Here is a 14,662-nt window from a genome sequence, read left to right as displayed (position 1 = left end):
ACACCCCGCCCTGTTTTTCCCTTCTACCACACTATGACCGGTCTCCGACTGTTGGGTCGGGTTCCGTCGTCACCTCTTCGGCGGACGGACCGGGTTTCCGATCGGCCCGAGGGGTTAGTCAGCACTCAAGGACCGACGATCCGGGAGGCGGGCAACGTGACTCGACCGAAGATTCTCGTGGTGGGCGCAGGCTTCGCCGGGATCGGCTGTGTGCGGCGCCTGGAACGGCGGCTGACGAGCCGCGAAGCGCAGATCTCGCTGCTGTCACCCTTCTCGTACCAGCTCTACCTGCCGCTCCTCCCTCAGGTGGCCTCGGGTGTCCTGACCCCGCAGTCGGTCGCCCTGTCGCTGCGGCGCAGCGAGCGGCACCGCACGCGGATCATCCCCGGCGGCGCGATCGGCGTGGACACCAAGGCCAAGGTCTGCGTCGTACGGACGATCACGGGCGAACTCGTCAACGAGACCTACGACCATCTGGTCCTCGCTCCCGGCAGTGTGACCCGCACGTTCGACATCCCGGGTCTGGGCGAGCACGCGCGGGGCATGAAGACGCTTGCCGAGGCCGTCTACATCCGCGACCACGTCATCGCCCAGCTCGATCTGGCCGACGCCGGGATCGACGAGGCCGAGCGGGCTGCCCGGCTCTGCTTCGTGGTGGTGGGCGGGGGTTACGCGGGAACGGAGACGGTCGCCTGTCTGCAGCGGCTGACCCACAGCGCGGTCAAGCGCTATCCGCGCATCGACCCGAAGCTCATCAAGTGGCATCTGGTGGACCTCGCGCCCAAGCTCATGCCCGAGCTGGGCGACAAACTGGGCCAGGCGGCGCTGGACATTCTCCGGCGGCGCGGGATCGAGGTCTCGCTCGGGGTCTCGGTCGCCTCCGTGGACGCCGAGGCCGTGACGCTGACAGACGGGCGGGTGCTGCCCAGCCGCACCCTGATCTGGACGGCGGGCGTCGCCGCCAGTCCGCTGATCGCCACGCTCGGCGCAGAGACCGACCGGGGCCGGCTGGTGGTCGGCCCCGACATGGTCGTCCCCGGCGTGGACGGTGTGTACGGGCTCGGCGACGCCGCGGCCGTACCGGACCTGGCCAAGAAGGAGAAGGACGCGATCTGCCCGCCGACGGCCCAGCACGCCATGCGGCAGGGCAAGCACGTCGCCGACAACGTCGTGGCCGCCCTGCGCGGCGAGCCGATGTACCCGTACCACCACCGGGATCTCGGCCTGGTGGTGGATCTGGGCGGCCGGGACGCCGTGTCGAAGCCCCTGGGCATCGAACTGCACGGCACCCCCGCGCAGGCGGTGGCACGGGCGTACCACTGGTCGGCGCTGCGGACCAATGTCGCCAAGGCGCGGGTGATGACGAACTGGGTGCTCAACGCCGTGGCCGGCGACGACTTCGTCCGTACGGGATTCCTCGCGTCCCGGTCCGGCACACTCGCCGACTTCGAGTACACGGACGCCTACCTGACTCCCGAGCAGGTGCGGGCCCACACCGCCGCCCTGAACGCCCGGATCTGACAGGGCCCCACGGGGATCCGGGCGGTGGCGCGCCGGGGTGTCAGAGCCAGCCGTTGCGGCGGAAGCTGCGGTGGAGGAGGAAACAGGCGACGGCCATGATCCCGACGACGAACGGATAGCCGTAGGTCCAGCCCAGCTCGGGCATGTGCTCGAAGTTCATGCCGTACACCCCGCAGACCATCGTGGGGACGGCGATGATCGCCGCCCACGCCGTGATCTTGCGCATGTCCTCGTTCTGAGCGACCGTCACCTGCGCCAGATGGGCCTGGAGGATCGAGTCGAGGAGCGCGTCGAAGGACGTGATCTGCTCCGTGATCCGGGACAGGTGGTCGGCGACGTCCCGGAAGTACGGCTTTATCTCCGCCGAGACCAGCGGCAGCGGGGCCGCGGCCAGGGCCTGCAGCGGGCGGTCGAGCGGGGCCACCGCCCGCTTGAGTTCGAGGAGTTCCCGCTTCAGCTGGTAGACACGGCCGGCGTCGCCGCGTGATGCCTGCTCGCTGAAGACGGCCGTCTCGACCGCGTCTATGTCGTTCTGCACGGCGTCGGCGACCGCGAGGTAGTCGTCCACGACGTGGTCGGCGATGGCGTGCAGGACGGCCGCGGGGCCCTTGGCCAGCTGTTCGGCGTCGGCCTCCAGCGCCTCCCGCAGCGGGCCGAGCGAACCGTGCCGCCCGTGCCGGACGGTGATGACGAAGTCCGGCCCGGCGAAGACCATGAGTTCGCCCGTGTCGACGACCTCACTGGTCGCGGTGAGCTCCTCGTGCTCCACGTAGCGGACGGTCTTGAAGACGGCGAAGAGCGTGTCGTCGTACCGCTCCAGCTTGGGCCGCTGGTGCGCGTGCACGGCGTCCTCGACGGCGAGCGGATGCAGGCCGAACAGCTCGGCGAGCCCGGCGAACTCCTCGACGGACGGCTCGTGCAGCCCGATCCACACGAACCCGTCACCCGACTTGCGGACCCGTCGCACCGCCTCCTCGGCGGGGCAGGCTCCGCGCTGCCGCGCCCCGTCCTCGTACAGCACACAGTTGACGACCGAGCTGCCCAGCGGCGAGCGTGCCGGGTGGCTCAGGTCCACGGTCCGGCGGTAGGCACGGCGGACGGTGCGCCTCAGGTTGCGGATTATCGGCACGGCGGGCTCCTCGGGGACGATCAGCGGACAGTGTGCCACCGACGGACCGCAGGTGGGACTCCTGACAAATGTCACATCTTCCTGTGAACAAGATCCTCCCGGGGGTGGAGAGGCGGCCGGGGGACGGCGACAAGGATGGAACCACCGCACTCGTCGAGGAAAGCAGGACCATCCATGTCTTCGTCCCCCAGTGCCCGCCTCGCGGCGGTCGCCACGGCCGCGCTGATCACCCTCTCCGTCCCGGTGTTACCCGCGCAGACCGCCGTGGCGGCGCAGCCCGGCCCTGCCGCCGCCGCTGCCTCCGCCGCCGTGCCGCCGGCAGGGCGCGGCCCTCTCGACCGCGCGGCGCTGCGCGGCTCGCTCGACGCCTTCCACAAGGCCGGGATGTACGGCGCCTATTCGGCGGTCCGCGACGGCTCGGCGCAGTGGCGGGGGGCCACCGGATTCGCCGACATCGACAGCCGCCGGCCCATGGGGCCGAACTTCGAGCACCGGGTCGGCAGCATCACCAAGACGTTCACGGCCGTCGCCGTCCTCCAGCAGGCCCGGGCGGGGCGCATCGATCTCGACGCTCCCGTCGGCCGGTACCTTCCGGATCTGGTGCCCGGCGAACGCGGCCGCCAGGTGACCGTCCGGATGCTGCTCAACCACACCAGCGGCATCGCCGACTACGTCCTGCCCGCCTTCCCCGGCATCCTCGAGAACCCCGGCAAGGCCCTCGACGAGAACCGCCTCCGTCGCATCGCCCCCGAGGAGCTCGTCCGCCTGGGTCTCGCGGCGCCGCCCGTGGCGGAGCGCGGTACGCACGCGTACTCCAACACCAACTACATCCTCGCCGGGCTGCTCCTGGAGCGCGTGACCGGCGAGAAGGCCGAGGCGTACATCACCCGGAACGTCATACGGAAGGCCGGGCTGCGCCACACGTACTTCCCGAGCTCCCCGTCGCTCAAGGGGCCGCACGCCCGGATGTACGAGTCGTTCTTCGGCCTGATCGACCCGCCGCGCGACTACAGCGTCACCGACATGTCGTGGGCCGGCACGGCCGGCGCCCTCGTCTCGACGACGAGCGACCTCAACGACTTCTACCGGGCGCTGCTCGGCGGCCGGCTGCTCGGCGCGGCGGAGCTGCGCGCGATGAAGACCACCGTTCCCGCGTACGAGGCCCCGCCGGGCGAGGAGCCGCGGATGCGGTACGGCCTCGGCATCTACACCCTGCAGATGCGCAGCGGCGGCTGGTACTGGGGTCATGACGGCGGCGTGTTCGGCGCGGGCACATGGGCGCTGTCCACGGAGGACGGTCGTCGTCAGGTCGCCGTCGGCTACAACCTGATGAAGTACCAGCGCTTCGACGAGCAGGGCCGCCCGCTGCCGGATCCGATCACGGACGCGCTGGTCGCCCATGTCGACGGCGCCCTCGCCGGCACCCCCGCGCCCGCGCGCGGTGCGGCGGCGGGGCAGGGTGCGCAGGCGGTGCCGGGGCTGCCGATCGGCCCGGACGCGCTCCACCAGGCGTCCCTGCGGTAGGGCCTGTCTTTTGGATCAGGCCGGATCAGGGAGCGGCGTCATGGGGGTCCCCCCTGCTCGAGCGGAGCCGAGAGCTTGGGGGAGCGTGCGATCGCAAGGCGGAGGATGGAGTCGACGCGGAGCGTCGACGACTGACGACAACGCGGCGAGCGTGCGTGCCAGGCGTCGCGAGCCCGGCATGATCCGAAAGACAGGCCCTAGGCGCCACAGGCGGGCTGCCCGGGGTGTTCTCGCTCCGGGAGCCCCCGCTTCGACGCGGTCGGCGGCATGCGCCATGATCACCGGTCATGAGAGCTCTTGTCGGCATCGAACTGCCGGGCTTCCGACTCGTCGAGCCCGATGTCTGGGTCAGCGACGCGGGTGATGTGCTGTCGCTGCACTTCTTCGCACTGCGCCCGGATCTTCCCGCGTCCCTGGACGACGGCCCGTCGCTGCGCGCCGCGCTGACCCGCATGACCGCGGACGCCGGCGGCGGGCTGATCGAGGCCTCGGTGAAGTCGCTGGGCGGGCTGCCCGCGCTGCGTCAGATACTCAAGCTGCCGATGCCCGGGCAGGCTCATGGGCAGGTCTTCATCGGCAGTTTCACCGTCCCGAGGGCGGAGTGCAGCACGGTGGTGAAGATCCAGGCGCCCGAGCGCGGGACGACCGGCATGCGCGAGGCGATGGTGATGGCGCAGGTCGGTCCGGATGCCTTCTTCCGGGCGCATCCCTACGCCCCGGAGGTCCAGGGCGGGCTGCCGTTCCACGCCGCGGACCACGCCCGTTACGACGCCGAGTTCCCGGACCACCCGCTGACCCGGGTGCGGAACGTGCTCGGCGCGCTGGCCGAGGCCGCCGGCGTGGCACCCGATTTCGCGGCGCTCGCGCCGTTCACGGGCTGAGTGGGGTACGTACGGAACCTGGCGCGTCCCGGCGGGGCTCAGGTTCCCCGGGGAGCAGCCGCTCGCCGGGGGTTCGCACGGAGCGTCGCCGCGAGGGTGGCGAGCCAGGCGACGGTCGCGGTCCACAGCAGGATCTGTCCCAGGGTGTCGAGCCAGCCGACGGCCGCGGCCGTCGAGGTGGAGAGGCAGGCGACCGACGTCATTCCCATGGGGAAGACGGTGGCCCAGCGCCGGACGTCGTAGGCCAGGCGCGGCCGGAGCAGCTCGGCGACGAGCAGGACGACGTACCAGACGAGGTCGACGACCAGCAGGAACAGGGTCGTGCTGCGCAGGGACGTGTGGGTCACTCCGGTCCACACACCCGTCGCGAGGAGCTTGGAGCCCGCGAGAGCGGAGATGGCCATGGCCCCGCCGGCCACCCACTGGTCGCCGGCGCCCGCGCCGACCTGCCCGAAGTCGAAGCGGAGCAGGGCGGCGAGGTAGAGCAGCAGGCCGAGCAGGAAGAAGGCCAGGGAGGTGTAGCCGAGCCAGTCGCCCGCCCAGGGTGTGAGGGTGGCGCCCAGGACCGCGAGCGCCTCGGTGGCGACGCAGATCAGGAAGACACCGCCCGGCATGCCGCCCCGCAGGTGGGTGAGTACCGCCGTGAGCAGCACTGCCCACAGCAGGGCCGATCCGGCGAGGAGCACCGCGGCCAGGTGGGTCCAGCCGAGGAGGGCGACGCGTACACCGAGCACGGTGGTGGCGGCGACGGCGGTCAGCGCGGGCGGGGTGTCGGCCTCGGCGAACCAGCGGCGACGGCTGTGCAGCAGGCGGGAGCCGAAGTCGAAGGCGAGCAGCACCCACAGTGCGCCCGCGATGCCGAGCAGCGTGCGGGACACCGTCTCCAGGCCGGTCAGGTGGAAGCCGACCGAGATGATGCCGGTGGCCATCACCGCCGCTCCCGCGGCGGGCGGGAGCTCGGACCACCAGCGGGCAGTGCGCTCGTTCATGATCCCCATCGCAACGGCTCTGCACCGTGTCCGCCACTCGGCGCGGCGGGGAGGAGCGGAACGGCACCCGGCGGGGTGTGCCCGACGGGGCTGTTCCGGCGAGGCGGCGCAGCCGGGCCCGTTTCCACGGGCCTCAGGTCAGTCCTTGTAGTCCGGGCAGGTCCGGTCCAGAAGGCGGAGCATCGCCGCCCATGCCAGGCCGTACGCGTCGTCGTCCTCGAAGTCGGAGGTCGCCTCGCCGGTGAGCTGACGGGCCGTGTAGGCGCAGATCTCGGCGTCCGGGACGACCAGGGGGACGCCGCTCGACTGTGCGGCGATCTGGATCTCGCAGGCACGCTCGAGGTAGTACATGCGAAGGAACGCCTGGGCCGCGCTCTCTCCCACAGTCAGCAGGCCGTGGTTGCGCAGGACGAGGGCGGGGTGGGTGCCGATGTCGGCGACCAGACGGCGCTGCTCGTCGAGGTTGAGGGCGACTCCCTCGTAGTCGTGGTAGCCGACGCGGTCGTAGAACTCCATCGACATCTGGTTGAGCGGGAGCAGTCCGCCTTCCTGCGCGGCGACCGCGCAGCCGGCCTTGGTGTGGGTGTGCAGGACGCAGTGCGCGTCCTCCCGGGCCGCGTGGATCGCGCTGTGGATGACGAAGCCGGCCGGGTTGACCGGGTGGGGGGTCGGCTCGACGGGGTTGCCGTCGAGGTCGATCTTCACCAGGTTGGAGGCGGTGATCTCCTCGAAGAGCAGCCCGTAGGGGTTGATGAGGAAGTGGTGGTCGGGGCCGGGCAGCCGCAGGGAGATGTGGGTGAAGATCAGGTCGGTCATCCTGAAGTGGGCCACGAGCCGGTAGACGGCGGCGAGTTCGCGGCGCAGCCGGAGCTCTTCGGCGGTCCTCGTCTGCGGGGCGAGCGGCGTGGCGGTGGTCATGCGAGGACTCCTTCGAGGGCGGTGGCGGTGGGATCGACGACGGCTGTCGAGGGGCGGCCGGTGCGGTGCCAGGCGATGACGTTCTCGGCGGGTCCGCACACGTACGCACGGCGCGAGGTGTCGGACAGGAAGGCGCTGTGCGGGGAGAGCTGGATGCGGGGGTGGCGGCGCAGCGGGTCGTCGGCCGGGGGCGGTTCGACCGGGAAGACGTCGAGTGCCGCGCCGGCCAGGTGGTCCCGGTCCAGGGCGTCCGCCAGGGCGACCGGGTCGACGAGTTCGCCGCGCGCGACGTTGACGAGGAAGCCGCCGGGGCGCATGCGCGCGAGGAGCGCCCCGTCGACGAGGCCTCGGGTGGCGGGGGTGAGCGGGACGTGCAGGGAGAGGACGTCGGCGGCCGCGGCCAGGTCGCCGAGGTCGTCGTGGCGTGCGATGCCGGCCGGCCAGTGGGCGGGGTCGGTGTGCGGGTCGTAGGCGGCGACGCGTCCGAAGACCGGTGCCGCGAGCGTCGCGAAGGAGCGGGCGATCCTGCCGAGGCCGACGAGCCCGAGGGTCAGCTCGCTCGCCCGGCGCGGGAGTCGGCCCTCCGAGGTGAACTCCGCGTTCCAGCCGCCGGATCGGACGAGGGCGTCGGCCTGGGGGAGCCGCCGGACGAGGGAGAGCGTGGAGGCGAGCGCGTGGACGGCGACGTCCTCGGTCGCGGCGCCGGGCAGGTTCGCCACCCACACTCCTCGCCTCCGGGCCTCGGCCGTGTCGACCATGTCGTACCCCGCGGACATGGTCGCGATGACGCGCAGTCGGGGGAGCCGTCCGAGGAGCGCGGCGTCGATCCGCGCGTAGCCGACGATCAGGGCGACCGCGTCCCCGGCCACGTCCACGAGGGCGTCGGGGTCCCGCGTTCCGGCGACACGTACCTCGAACCCGGCCTCGGCGAGCAGTCGGACGCCCGGCTCGGGATCCAGGTCGTCGGTGTCGGTGAAAACGGCGACGGGCTGATTCACCCGACCCCCTCTCGGTCGTACTGCTGATTCGTCGGTCGATGACGAGATGAACTTACGTTTCATCTGCACCACTGTCCACCAGCGCATGACACGGTCGCGCGTGACCCGTGTCACGAACGGATCCGCACCGCGGGGCGGTGCCCGAGAATGGCAGTCGGACCCGGGGCCGCCGCCCCCGTGGCCGCCGAGCCGAGGAGATCACCGGGTGGAGCTGGATTCCGTCGACCTGGCCGTCGTACGCGCGCTGCAGAAGGACGGACGCCTCGCGTACGAGACGCTGGCCCAGCACGTCGGCCTGTCCCGGCCCGCGACCCGGGCCCGGGTGCAGCGCCTGCTGGAGTCGGGAGCGGTCCGGGTCGTCGCCGTCGTCCACCCCTCGGTCCGTGGACTGACCGCGTCCGCGCATCTCTCGATCGACGTCGACGGCGCGGCGGAGCCCGTGGCGCGGGCCGTCGCCGAACTCCCCGAGGCCCCGTTCGTCAGCCTGACGGCCGGGCAGCGGGCGATCATGACGGAGTTGCGCACCGAGGGCTTCGAGGCACTGGAACGGAGCATCGAGCGTGTGCGTTCCGTGCCCGGTGTCGCGGTGGTCGACCCGCTGATCGGCACCCGTCATCTCAAGGACCCCTATCTGCTGGCGGACGAGCCGGCCGTGTCGGACCTGGACGACACCGACCTGCGGATCCTCGACGCCCTCGAACAGGACGGCCGGCTCCCCTTCGCCGACCTCGCCGAACGAGTGGGCCTCTCCCCCGGTGCCACCCGCGCGCGCACCCTGCGTCTCCTGGACGGCGGGGTGGTGAAGGTGCTGGCGCTGGTCCGCCCCGAGGTGCTGGGGCTGGGGTACGCGTGCGGGTTCGCGGTACGGGTCGAGGGCGCGCGGGAGCCGGTGGCGCGGGCGCTGGCAGCATCCGAGGAAGTCACTTTCCTGTCGGCCTGCCTGGGACGCGCGGAGCTGGTCGGCACGGTCACGGCGGGCTCCCTCGGGGCCGTGAGGGCGGCGCTGGACGCGATGCGGGCACTGCCGGGCGTACGGAGCGTCGAGAGCTGGATCCATCTGGAACTGGTCAAGGAGCGGTACGACCTCGGCGCACCGGCGGAGTAGATCCACCGAGCGGGGCGCGGGGAGGCGGGGAATCATGCCCCTATGAACGAGAAGCCGGTTGTCGTCGGCGTGGACGGGTCCGAGCACAGCCACCTGGCCCTCGAATGGGCCCTGAGCGTGGCGCAGCGGCTCGACGCTCCCCTGGTCGTCGCCCATGTGCGTTCCGACGCGCTCCAGCTGGGCAGCGCCCGGATCGCCTCGCTCGGCGAGACGCCCGACATTCCGGACGCCGTTCTCGACGGTGTGCGCGCCTGGGTGGAGGAGCAGAGCCCGCGGGTGCCGGTGCGGTTCGACTCGCTCGACGGCTCCGTGTCGGACGCCCTGCTCGACGCGGCCAGGACCGCGCGGTTCCTGGTGACCGGATCGCGTGGACGGGGCGGCTTCGCCAGTCTGCTGCTCGGTTCCTCCGGGCGGACCCTGGCCGTCTCCGCTCCCTGCCCCGTCGTCGTGGTGCCGCACGAGGCGCGGACCGTGTCCCTGGGGGGCGACGCCGAGTCGGGCCGGGTCCTGGTGGGGCTGCACCCGGAGGAGACCGGCGACGAGGTGGTGGACTTCGCCTTCCACGCGGCCCAGCAGCGTGGCGTGGCCCTCGAGGTGGTGACCGCCTACCGGTTGCCGCCGTCGCCGATCATGCTGGTCGGCCCGCCGGCGCCCGCCCTGCAGATGCCGCCGCCGGTGCCCGTGGACGAGACCCCCGACCTGGTCAAGGAGACCGTGAGCCTCCAGGAGGACCGGCTGCGGCCGTTCACCGAGCGGTACAAGGACGTCGAGGTCGTGCCCGTCGTCGTACCGGCGGACGCGGCGGGGCGGCTCGTCGAAGGGTCACGGCGCGCGGCGCTGGTCGTCGTGGGCCGGCACCGCAGACACCGGGTCGCGACGCTCCTGATGGGGTCGGTCGCCCACGCCGTGCTGCACCACGCCCACTGCCCGGTCGCGATCGTCCCGCCCCACGGAACCACGTCGACGTGAGAAGGGCCGGCCGGCGGCGGTCCAACCGTCACGGCAGGGTCCAGAACTGTCGCGTGATCAGGTAGAAGACGGCCACCCAGAAGACGGTGACGACGGCGACGATGCCGAGCCCGATGCGGTTGGTCTTCGCCCGCGACTCCCCCGGTGCGGGCCTCAGCCACCGCCTGAGCAGCGGGTTCACGTAGTACGGCATCGTGAAGAAGCTCATGATGAAGCTCGACAGCAGGTTTCCCACGAGCAGCCCCAGCCAGAGCGGCCATCGCAGCGGCGACAGGGCGAGCGTGAGCAGCACGACGGTCGGGTACAGGCCGACCCAGACGGCGATGGCGGTCTTGGTCTCCGAGGGCGGCGGCGCTTCTCTGCCGTTCTCCTCGAAGGCGAACCAGCTGCCGAACGAGTTGTCGATCGTACGGAGTTTGAAGTCGTCGAACTTGGCGCCCTCGGCCAGCATCACCCGTCGCTTCCTGGACGTCAGCCAGGCGTCGAGGTGCTCGGCGTTGTCGTAGCGGTACAGCGTGGTCCACTCGTCCTGGACGCCCTCGATCGGCCGGAAGAGCTCGGTCCCGCGGAAGCCTTCGAACCGGCTCTCCTCCTGACTCATGCGCTTCTGCCAGTCGAGGAAGTCGTCGATCTGGTGCGGGGCGACGCGGTGGGTCACGACCACGGTCACGAGGGGGTCCGTGGGCTGTGTTCCGCCGCTGATGACCTGCTGGGTCGCGGGGCCGTCGAAGTACCTCTCGCCGGAGTCGAGGAGGCTCTGCCGGGTCGCGCTGTTCATCCACGCCTGCAGATGGGCCACCGAGTCGAAGCGGTAGACGATGACCCAGTCGGGTTGCAGGCCGGTAGGAGGGGAGACCTCGGCGCCCAGGTACCCGGCGTACCGTGCCGCCGCGGTGTTGACGCCCTCCTGCCACCGCTCGTACGCCCGCTGCATGCCCGGCCGGACCCTGCGGCCGATGATGACCGTCGCGGCGGCGTCGGGGGGTGCCGCGGCCTCCGGGTGCCTCTCGGTGGTCATCGGCCCGTGCCCGTCCGCGCGAGCCTGCTCCCGGCGAGCCGGTGGTAGATCCGTTCCGGGGTCAGGGGCAGTTCGCGGTAGCGGACGCCGGTGGCGTCGTGGAGCGCGTTCGCCAGCGCGGGGGCCACGGGGTTGACGCAGCACTCGGCCATGCCCTTGGACCGCATGGGCCCCACGGAGTCCGCGGAGGACACCAGGAGCACTTCGGTGCGGGGGACGTCGGCGAAGGTGGGGATCCGGTAGTTGCGGAGGTTCGGGTTGACCATGACGCCGTCGGCGTCGACCTGGTGGTTCTCCGTCAGCGCGAATCCGATGCCCTGGGCGACCCCGCCGTCCACCTGTCCCCGGACCTGCTCGGGGTTGATCACCACACCGGCGTCGGTCGCCTGGACGCTGTGCAGGACACGGATCTCCCCCGTGACCGGGTGCACGGCGATACGGAAGCCCTGCGTGTTGGAGACCACGCTCCGGGGCGATCCGTACGCCTTGCGGGCGGCGGTGAACCGGATGCCGCGGGAACGGGCGAGGGCGACGAGTTCGGCCAGCGGGACCCGGGTGTCCCCGCAGACGACGTCCTCGTCGTCCATCGTGCACATCACGACATGGACGCCCGCGTGGGCGGCGGCGAACTCCAGGATGCGGTCGCGCACCGCGTTGGCCGCCCGGAGCACCGCGTTGCCCGCCACGAAGAGTCCGGCGCTGGCGAAGGCCCCGGTGTCGAATCCGGTGCGGTCGGTGTCGGACTGTACGAGGCGGATCCGCGACGGCACCGTCCGCAGCTGGGTCGCTGCGATCTGGACGTGCGCGGTCGAGGTGCCCTCACCGAACTCGACGGTGCCGACCGCCAGTTCGTAGACGAGGTCGTCACCGAGGGTCAGCCGGGCTTCGGAGATGTGCTCGGTCGGGGGCGCGGTCTCGTGCAGGGAGCTCGCCACGCCGACACCGACGAGCCACTCCGGGCCGGGCCCTGGCTGGTCTGCCGTACGGGCGAGGGAGCCCGCCACCAGGTCGACGCACTTGCCGAGGCCGTCCTCGTTGAACATCACGTCGTCGGGGCCGTCGTGCATCGCGACGAGCGGATCGCCGGGCCGCACGATGTTGCGGCGGCGCAGGGCGAGGGGGTCCATGTGCAGGGCGCGGGCCAGTTCGTCCATCGCCGACTCCACGGCGAAGGCGGGCTGCGTCATGCCGTACCCGCGCAGCGCCCCGCTCGGGACGGTGTTGGTGTAGACGGAGTAGGCGTCGTACTTCTTGTGGGGGCAGCGGTAGATCATCACGGCGGCCCCGCCCGCGTGGAGCGTCTCGCCGCCGTGGTTGCCGTAGGCGCCCGTGTTGGACACGTTGCGGACCTGGAACGCGGTGAGGGTGCCGTCGGCCTTCGCGCCGAGCCGGACCGTCAGCTTCATCGGATGGCGCGGCGAGGCCGTGGTGAACTCCTCCTCGCGCGTGTACTCGAAGGAGACGGGCCGCCCGGTGTCCAGCGCGGCGAGCGCGGCCAGGTCCTCGGAGATGACCTCCTGCTTGCCGCCGAACCCGCCGCCGACGCGCTTGCAGAAGACACGGAGCTGGTCCGGGCGCAGTGCGAACAGGTACTCCAGTTTGACCTTGGCGATCGACGGTGACTGCGAACTGGTGCGGACGTTCAGCCGGCCGTCCTCCATCCAGGCGATGGAGCCGTGGGTCTCCAGGTGCGCGTGCTGCACGCGGGGGGAGACGTACGTGCCTTCGTGGATCACGTCGGCCGCGGCGAAGCCGGCGTCGACGTCCCCGATGTGCGTATGGATCTCCAGCAGGAGGTTGCGGTCGGGATCGCGGACGAACGGGTCCTCCGAGCCGTGGAGTTGGGGCGCCCCGTCGGCCATGGCCTCCTCGGGGTCGAAGACCGCCGGCAGCACCTCGTACTCCACGGCGAGGCGACGGCAGCCCTCCTCCGCCGCCCCGACGGTGTCGGCCACGACCGCGGCGACGCGCTGGCCGACGAAGCGGACCGTGTCGTCGAGGATGTACGTGTCGTCCGGATCGACGAGGTGGTCGGTGTGGATCGCCGTGGTGAACCGCCTGCGCGGCACGTCCTCCCAGGTGTAGACGCGACGCACGCCGGGGACGGCGAGCGCGGCGGCCCTGTCGACCGACATGATCCGGGCGTGCGCGTGCGGGGAGTGCAGCACCTTGAGGTGCAGCATGCCGTCCATGCGGGTGTCCATCGTGAACTCGGCGCGGCCGGTCACGACGTCCTCGGCCGCCGGCGCGCCCACGCTCGTTCCCACGGCCTTGCCGGGTTCGGCGTCCTGCACGGCGGAGCGGCCCCGTACGGCGTCCTCGATCGCCCGGTAGCCGGTGCAGCGGCAGAGGTTGCCCTTGAGGGCCCGCGGAAGGTCGGCCTTCTGTTCCCCGGTGAACGTGGCCGAGGTCATGATCATCCCGGCCGTGCAGAAGCCGCACTGGAAACCCGGCGCGTCCCGGAAGCGGCGTTGCACCGGGTGCAGGTCGCCGGGCGCCCCGAGACCCTCGATCGTGGTCACCTCGTGGCCTTCCGCGCGGAAGGCGGGGGTGACGCAGCTGTGGACCGGGACGCCATCCAGCCACACCGTGCACGCGCCGCAGTCGCCCGCGTCGCAGCCCTTCTTGACGCCGAAGTGGCCCAGCTCCCGCAGGTACGTGCGCAGGCACTGGCCGGGACGCGGTTCCGCGTCGAAACTCCTGCCGTTGACGAGGTAGGTCATGCCGGGTCCTCTGCCGTGAGTTCGCGGCGGATCTCTTCGGCGAAGTGCCGGGTGAGGTGGCGACGGTGGCCGGGAGTCCCGTTGGGGTCGGCGAACCAGACGTCGGCGGGGATGGCGTCGACGCTCCGTCGCAGGGTGGGGGCGTCGGGCATCCGGTCGAAGGCGAACCGTACCGGTCGGGTGGTTCCGGCGGTGACGGTGAGCAAGAGGTCGCCCATGCCGGGTGTGCGCGTCCCGATCAGGAACACGGTGGAGCGGCCGAGGTGGGTGAGCGTGAACCGGCGGTGGGCGGCGCGCTTGCGCAGGGCACGCGCCGGGATGTGCACGCGGCGCAGGATCTCGCCCGGCGCCAGGATGTTGCGGTGGTCGCCGGTGACGAAGTCCAGCGCGTCGACGGTGCGTACGGAGCCGTCGGTGGCCCACAGCTCGTAGCCCGCTTCGAGGGCGACCGCCAGCGTGATCATCGGACCGGCGGGCAGCGACAGGCAGATGTTTCCTCCCACGGTCGCCGCGTTCCAGATCTTGAACGAGGAGAGGAACGCCTCGCAGGCCGTGGCGAGGAGCGTCCCCGCTGCCCAGTCGCCGGGCGGAACGAAGGCGTGGAGGTCGTGGATCGTGCAGGTGGCCCCGATCTCCAGTCCGGTGTCGCCCGGCACGAGGGGTGCCCACGGCAGCGCCGCGAGGTCGACCAGGCGGCGCAGGTCCGGCTGTTCGACGGAGTACAGCCACGTCCCGCCCGCGAGCCAGGCGTCGCCCTCGCGCCAGTCCGCGCCCGGCCGTTCGGACGGCAGCCGGACGACTTCGGTGACGGTGTTCAGATCCATGGGGAGACACCTGCCCCAGCGCGCGGGGAGCGTGCCCCGTCCAGCGCATCGGGATCGCCTGGA

The 14,662-nt window shown here is 71.7% G+C and carries 12 protein-coding genes; 5 read left to right on the top strand and 7 right to left on the bottom strand.

What is annotated here, in order from left to right; genetic code table 11:
• Positions 1–156: 156 nt before the first annotated feature.
• Positions 157–1,521, top strand: a complete 1,365-nt coding sequence (locus ACFVGW_RS09780; protein WP_385851532.1) for an NAD(P)/FAD-dependent oxidoreductase — start codon at positions 157–159, stop codon at positions 1,519–1,521.
• A 40-nt stretch (positions 1,522–1,561) separates the two neighbouring features.
• Here the strand turns inward: ACFVGW_RS09780 and corA are convergent, their stop codons facing one another.
• The gene (corA, locus tag ACFVGW_RS09775; protein WP_383224679.1) at positions 1,562–2,644 is read right to left on the bottom strand and encodes a magnesium/cobalt transporter CorA; all 1,083 of its coding nucleotides are present in this window, start codon (positions 2,642–2,644) and stop codon (positions 1,562–1,564) included.
• A 180-nt stretch (positions 2,645–2,824) separates the two neighbouring features.
• Here corA and ACFVGW_RS09770 point away from each other — a divergent pair, with 180 nt between their 5' ends.
• Positions 2,825–4,174 carry a serine hydrolase domain-containing protein gene (locus ACFVGW_RS09770; protein ID WP_385851531.1) on the top strand — a complete coding sequence of 450 codons (1,350 nt, stop codon included), beginning with the start codon at positions 2,825–2,827 and terminating at the stop codon, positions 4,172–4,174.
• 287 nt (positions 4,175–4,461) lie between these two features.
• Positions 4,462–5,055 (top strand): hypothetical protein, encoded by a 594-nt coding sequence (locus ACFVGW_RS09765; protein WP_385851530.1) that lies wholly within the window; start codon positions 4,462–4,464, stop codon positions 5,053–5,055.
• 38 nt (positions 5,056–5,093) lie between these two features.
• Here ACFVGW_RS09765 and ACFVGW_RS09760 read toward each other — a convergent pair whose 3' ends face one another.
• The 3 genes from ACFVGW_RS09760 to ACFVGW_RS09750 all read right to left on the bottom strand — a co-directional run bounded on the left by ACFVGW_RS09760 (position 5,094) and on the right by ACFVGW_RS09750 (position 7,960).
• Positions 5,094–6,044: a tellurite resistance/C4-dicarboxylate transporter family protein gene (locus ACFVGW_RS09760; RefSeq protein ID WP_385851529.1), complete on the bottom strand. Its 951-nt coding sequence runs from the start codon at positions 6,042–6,044 to the stop codon at positions 5,094–5,096.
• A 138-nt stretch (positions 6,045–6,182) separates the two neighbouring features.
• Complete coding sequence (locus tag ACFVGW_RS09755) at positions 6,183–6,962, bottom strand: class II aldolase/adducin family protein (protein ID WP_385851528.1); 780 nt, start codon at positions 6,960–6,962, stop codon at positions 6,183–6,185.
• On the bottom strand, positions 6,959–7,960 hold the full coding sequence (locus ACFVGW_RS09750; protein ID WP_385851527.1) for a C-terminal binding protein: 1,002 nt from the start codon (positions 7,958–7,960) through the stop codon (positions 6,959–6,961). Before ACFVGW_RS09750 ends, ACFVGW_RS09755 begins: the two co-directional genes overlap by 4 nt.
• A 205-nt stretch (positions 7,961–8,165) precedes the next feature.
• On the opposite strand from ACFVGW_RS09750, the gene ACFVGW_RS09745 reads away from it, so the two are divergent.
• Positions 8,166–9,065, top strand: coding sequence for an Lrp/AsnC family transcriptional regulator (locus ACFVGW_RS09745; RefSeq protein ID WP_385851526.1), 900 nt, complete (start codon positions 8,166–8,168; stop codon positions 9,063–9,065).
• Positions 9,066–9,107: 42 nt separating this feature from the next.
• Entirely contained in the window at positions 9,108–10,034 is a 927-nt protein-coding gene (locus tag ACFVGW_RS09740) for a universal stress protein (RefSeq protein ID WP_385851525.1), read from the top strand.
• A gap of 28 nt (positions 10,035–10,062) precedes the next feature.
• Here ACFVGW_RS09740 and ACFVGW_RS09735 read toward each other — a convergent pair whose 3' ends face one another.
• Genes ACFVGW_RS09735 through ACFVGW_RS09725 form a run of 3 tightly spaced genes read right to left on the bottom strand, consistent with a single transcriptional unit; the run spans position 10,063 to position 14,599 of the window.
• Positions 10,063–11,052 (bottom strand): antibiotic biosynthesis monooxygenase, encoded by a 990-nt coding sequence (locus tag ACFVGW_RS09735; RefSeq protein ID WP_385851524.1) that lies wholly within the window; start codon positions 11,050–11,052, stop codon positions 10,063–10,065.
• Entirely contained in the window at positions 11,049–13,775 is a 2,727-nt protein-coding gene (locus tag ACFVGW_RS09730; RefSeq protein WP_385851523.1) for a molybdopterin-dependent oxidoreductase, read from the bottom strand. The genes ACFVGW_RS09735 and ACFVGW_RS09730 overlap by 4 nt, the downstream gene beginning before the upstream one ends.
• Positions 13,772–14,599: an FAD binding domain-containing protein gene (locus ACFVGW_RS09725; protein ID WP_385851522.1), complete on the bottom strand. Its 828-nt coding sequence runs from the start codon at positions 14,597–14,599 to the stop codon at positions 13,772–13,774. Before ACFVGW_RS09725 ends, ACFVGW_RS09730 begins: the two co-directional genes overlap by 4 nt.
• Positions 14,600–14,662: the final 63 nt, after the last annotated feature.

Origin of the sequence: Streptomyces sp. NPDC127129 (genome assembly GCF_042671585.1) — a bacterium.
Lineage (GTDB): Bacteria > Actinomycetota > Actinomycetes > Streptomycetales > Streptomycetaceae > Streptomyces.
Note: the sequence above shows the minus strand (reverse complement) of the source record. Positions and strands in the feature narration are given on the sequence as shown.

Bases quoted from the DNA above. Each gene is read 5' to 3' on its own strand.
- ACFVGW_RS09770 (WP_385851531.1), top strand. From the start codon at position 2,825: ATGTCTTCGTCCCCCAGTGCCCGCCTCGCGGCGGTCGCCACGGCCGCG.
- ACFVGW_RS09765 (WP_385851530.1), top strand. From the start codon at position 4,462: ATGAGAGCTCTTGTCGGCATCGAACTGCCGGGCTTCCGACTCGTCGAG.
- ACFVGW_RS09760 (WP_385851529.1), bottom strand. From the start codon at position 6,044: ATGAACGAGCGCACTGCCCGCTGGTGGTCCGAGCTCCCGCCCGCCGCG.
- ACFVGW_RS09755 (WP_385851528.1), bottom strand. From the start codon at position 6,962: ATGACCACCGCCACGCCGCTCGCCCCGCAGACGAGGACCGCCGAAGAG.
- ACFVGW_RS09740 (WP_385851525.1), top strand. From the start codon at position 9,108: ATGAACGAGAAGCCGGTTGTCGTCGGCGTGGACGGGTCCGAGCACAGC.
- ACFVGW_RS09735 (WP_385851524.1), bottom strand. From the start codon at position 11,052: ATGACCACCGAGAGGCACCCGGAGGCCGCGGCACCCCCCGACGCCGCC.
- ACFVGW_RS09730 (WP_385851523.1), bottom strand. From the start codon at position 13,775: ATGACCTACCTCGTCAACGGCAGGAGTTTCGACGCGGAACCGCGTCCC.
- ACFVGW_RS09725 (WP_385851522.1), bottom strand. From the start codon at position 14,599: ATGGATCTGAACACCGTCACCGAAGTCGTCCGGCTGCCGTCCGAACGG.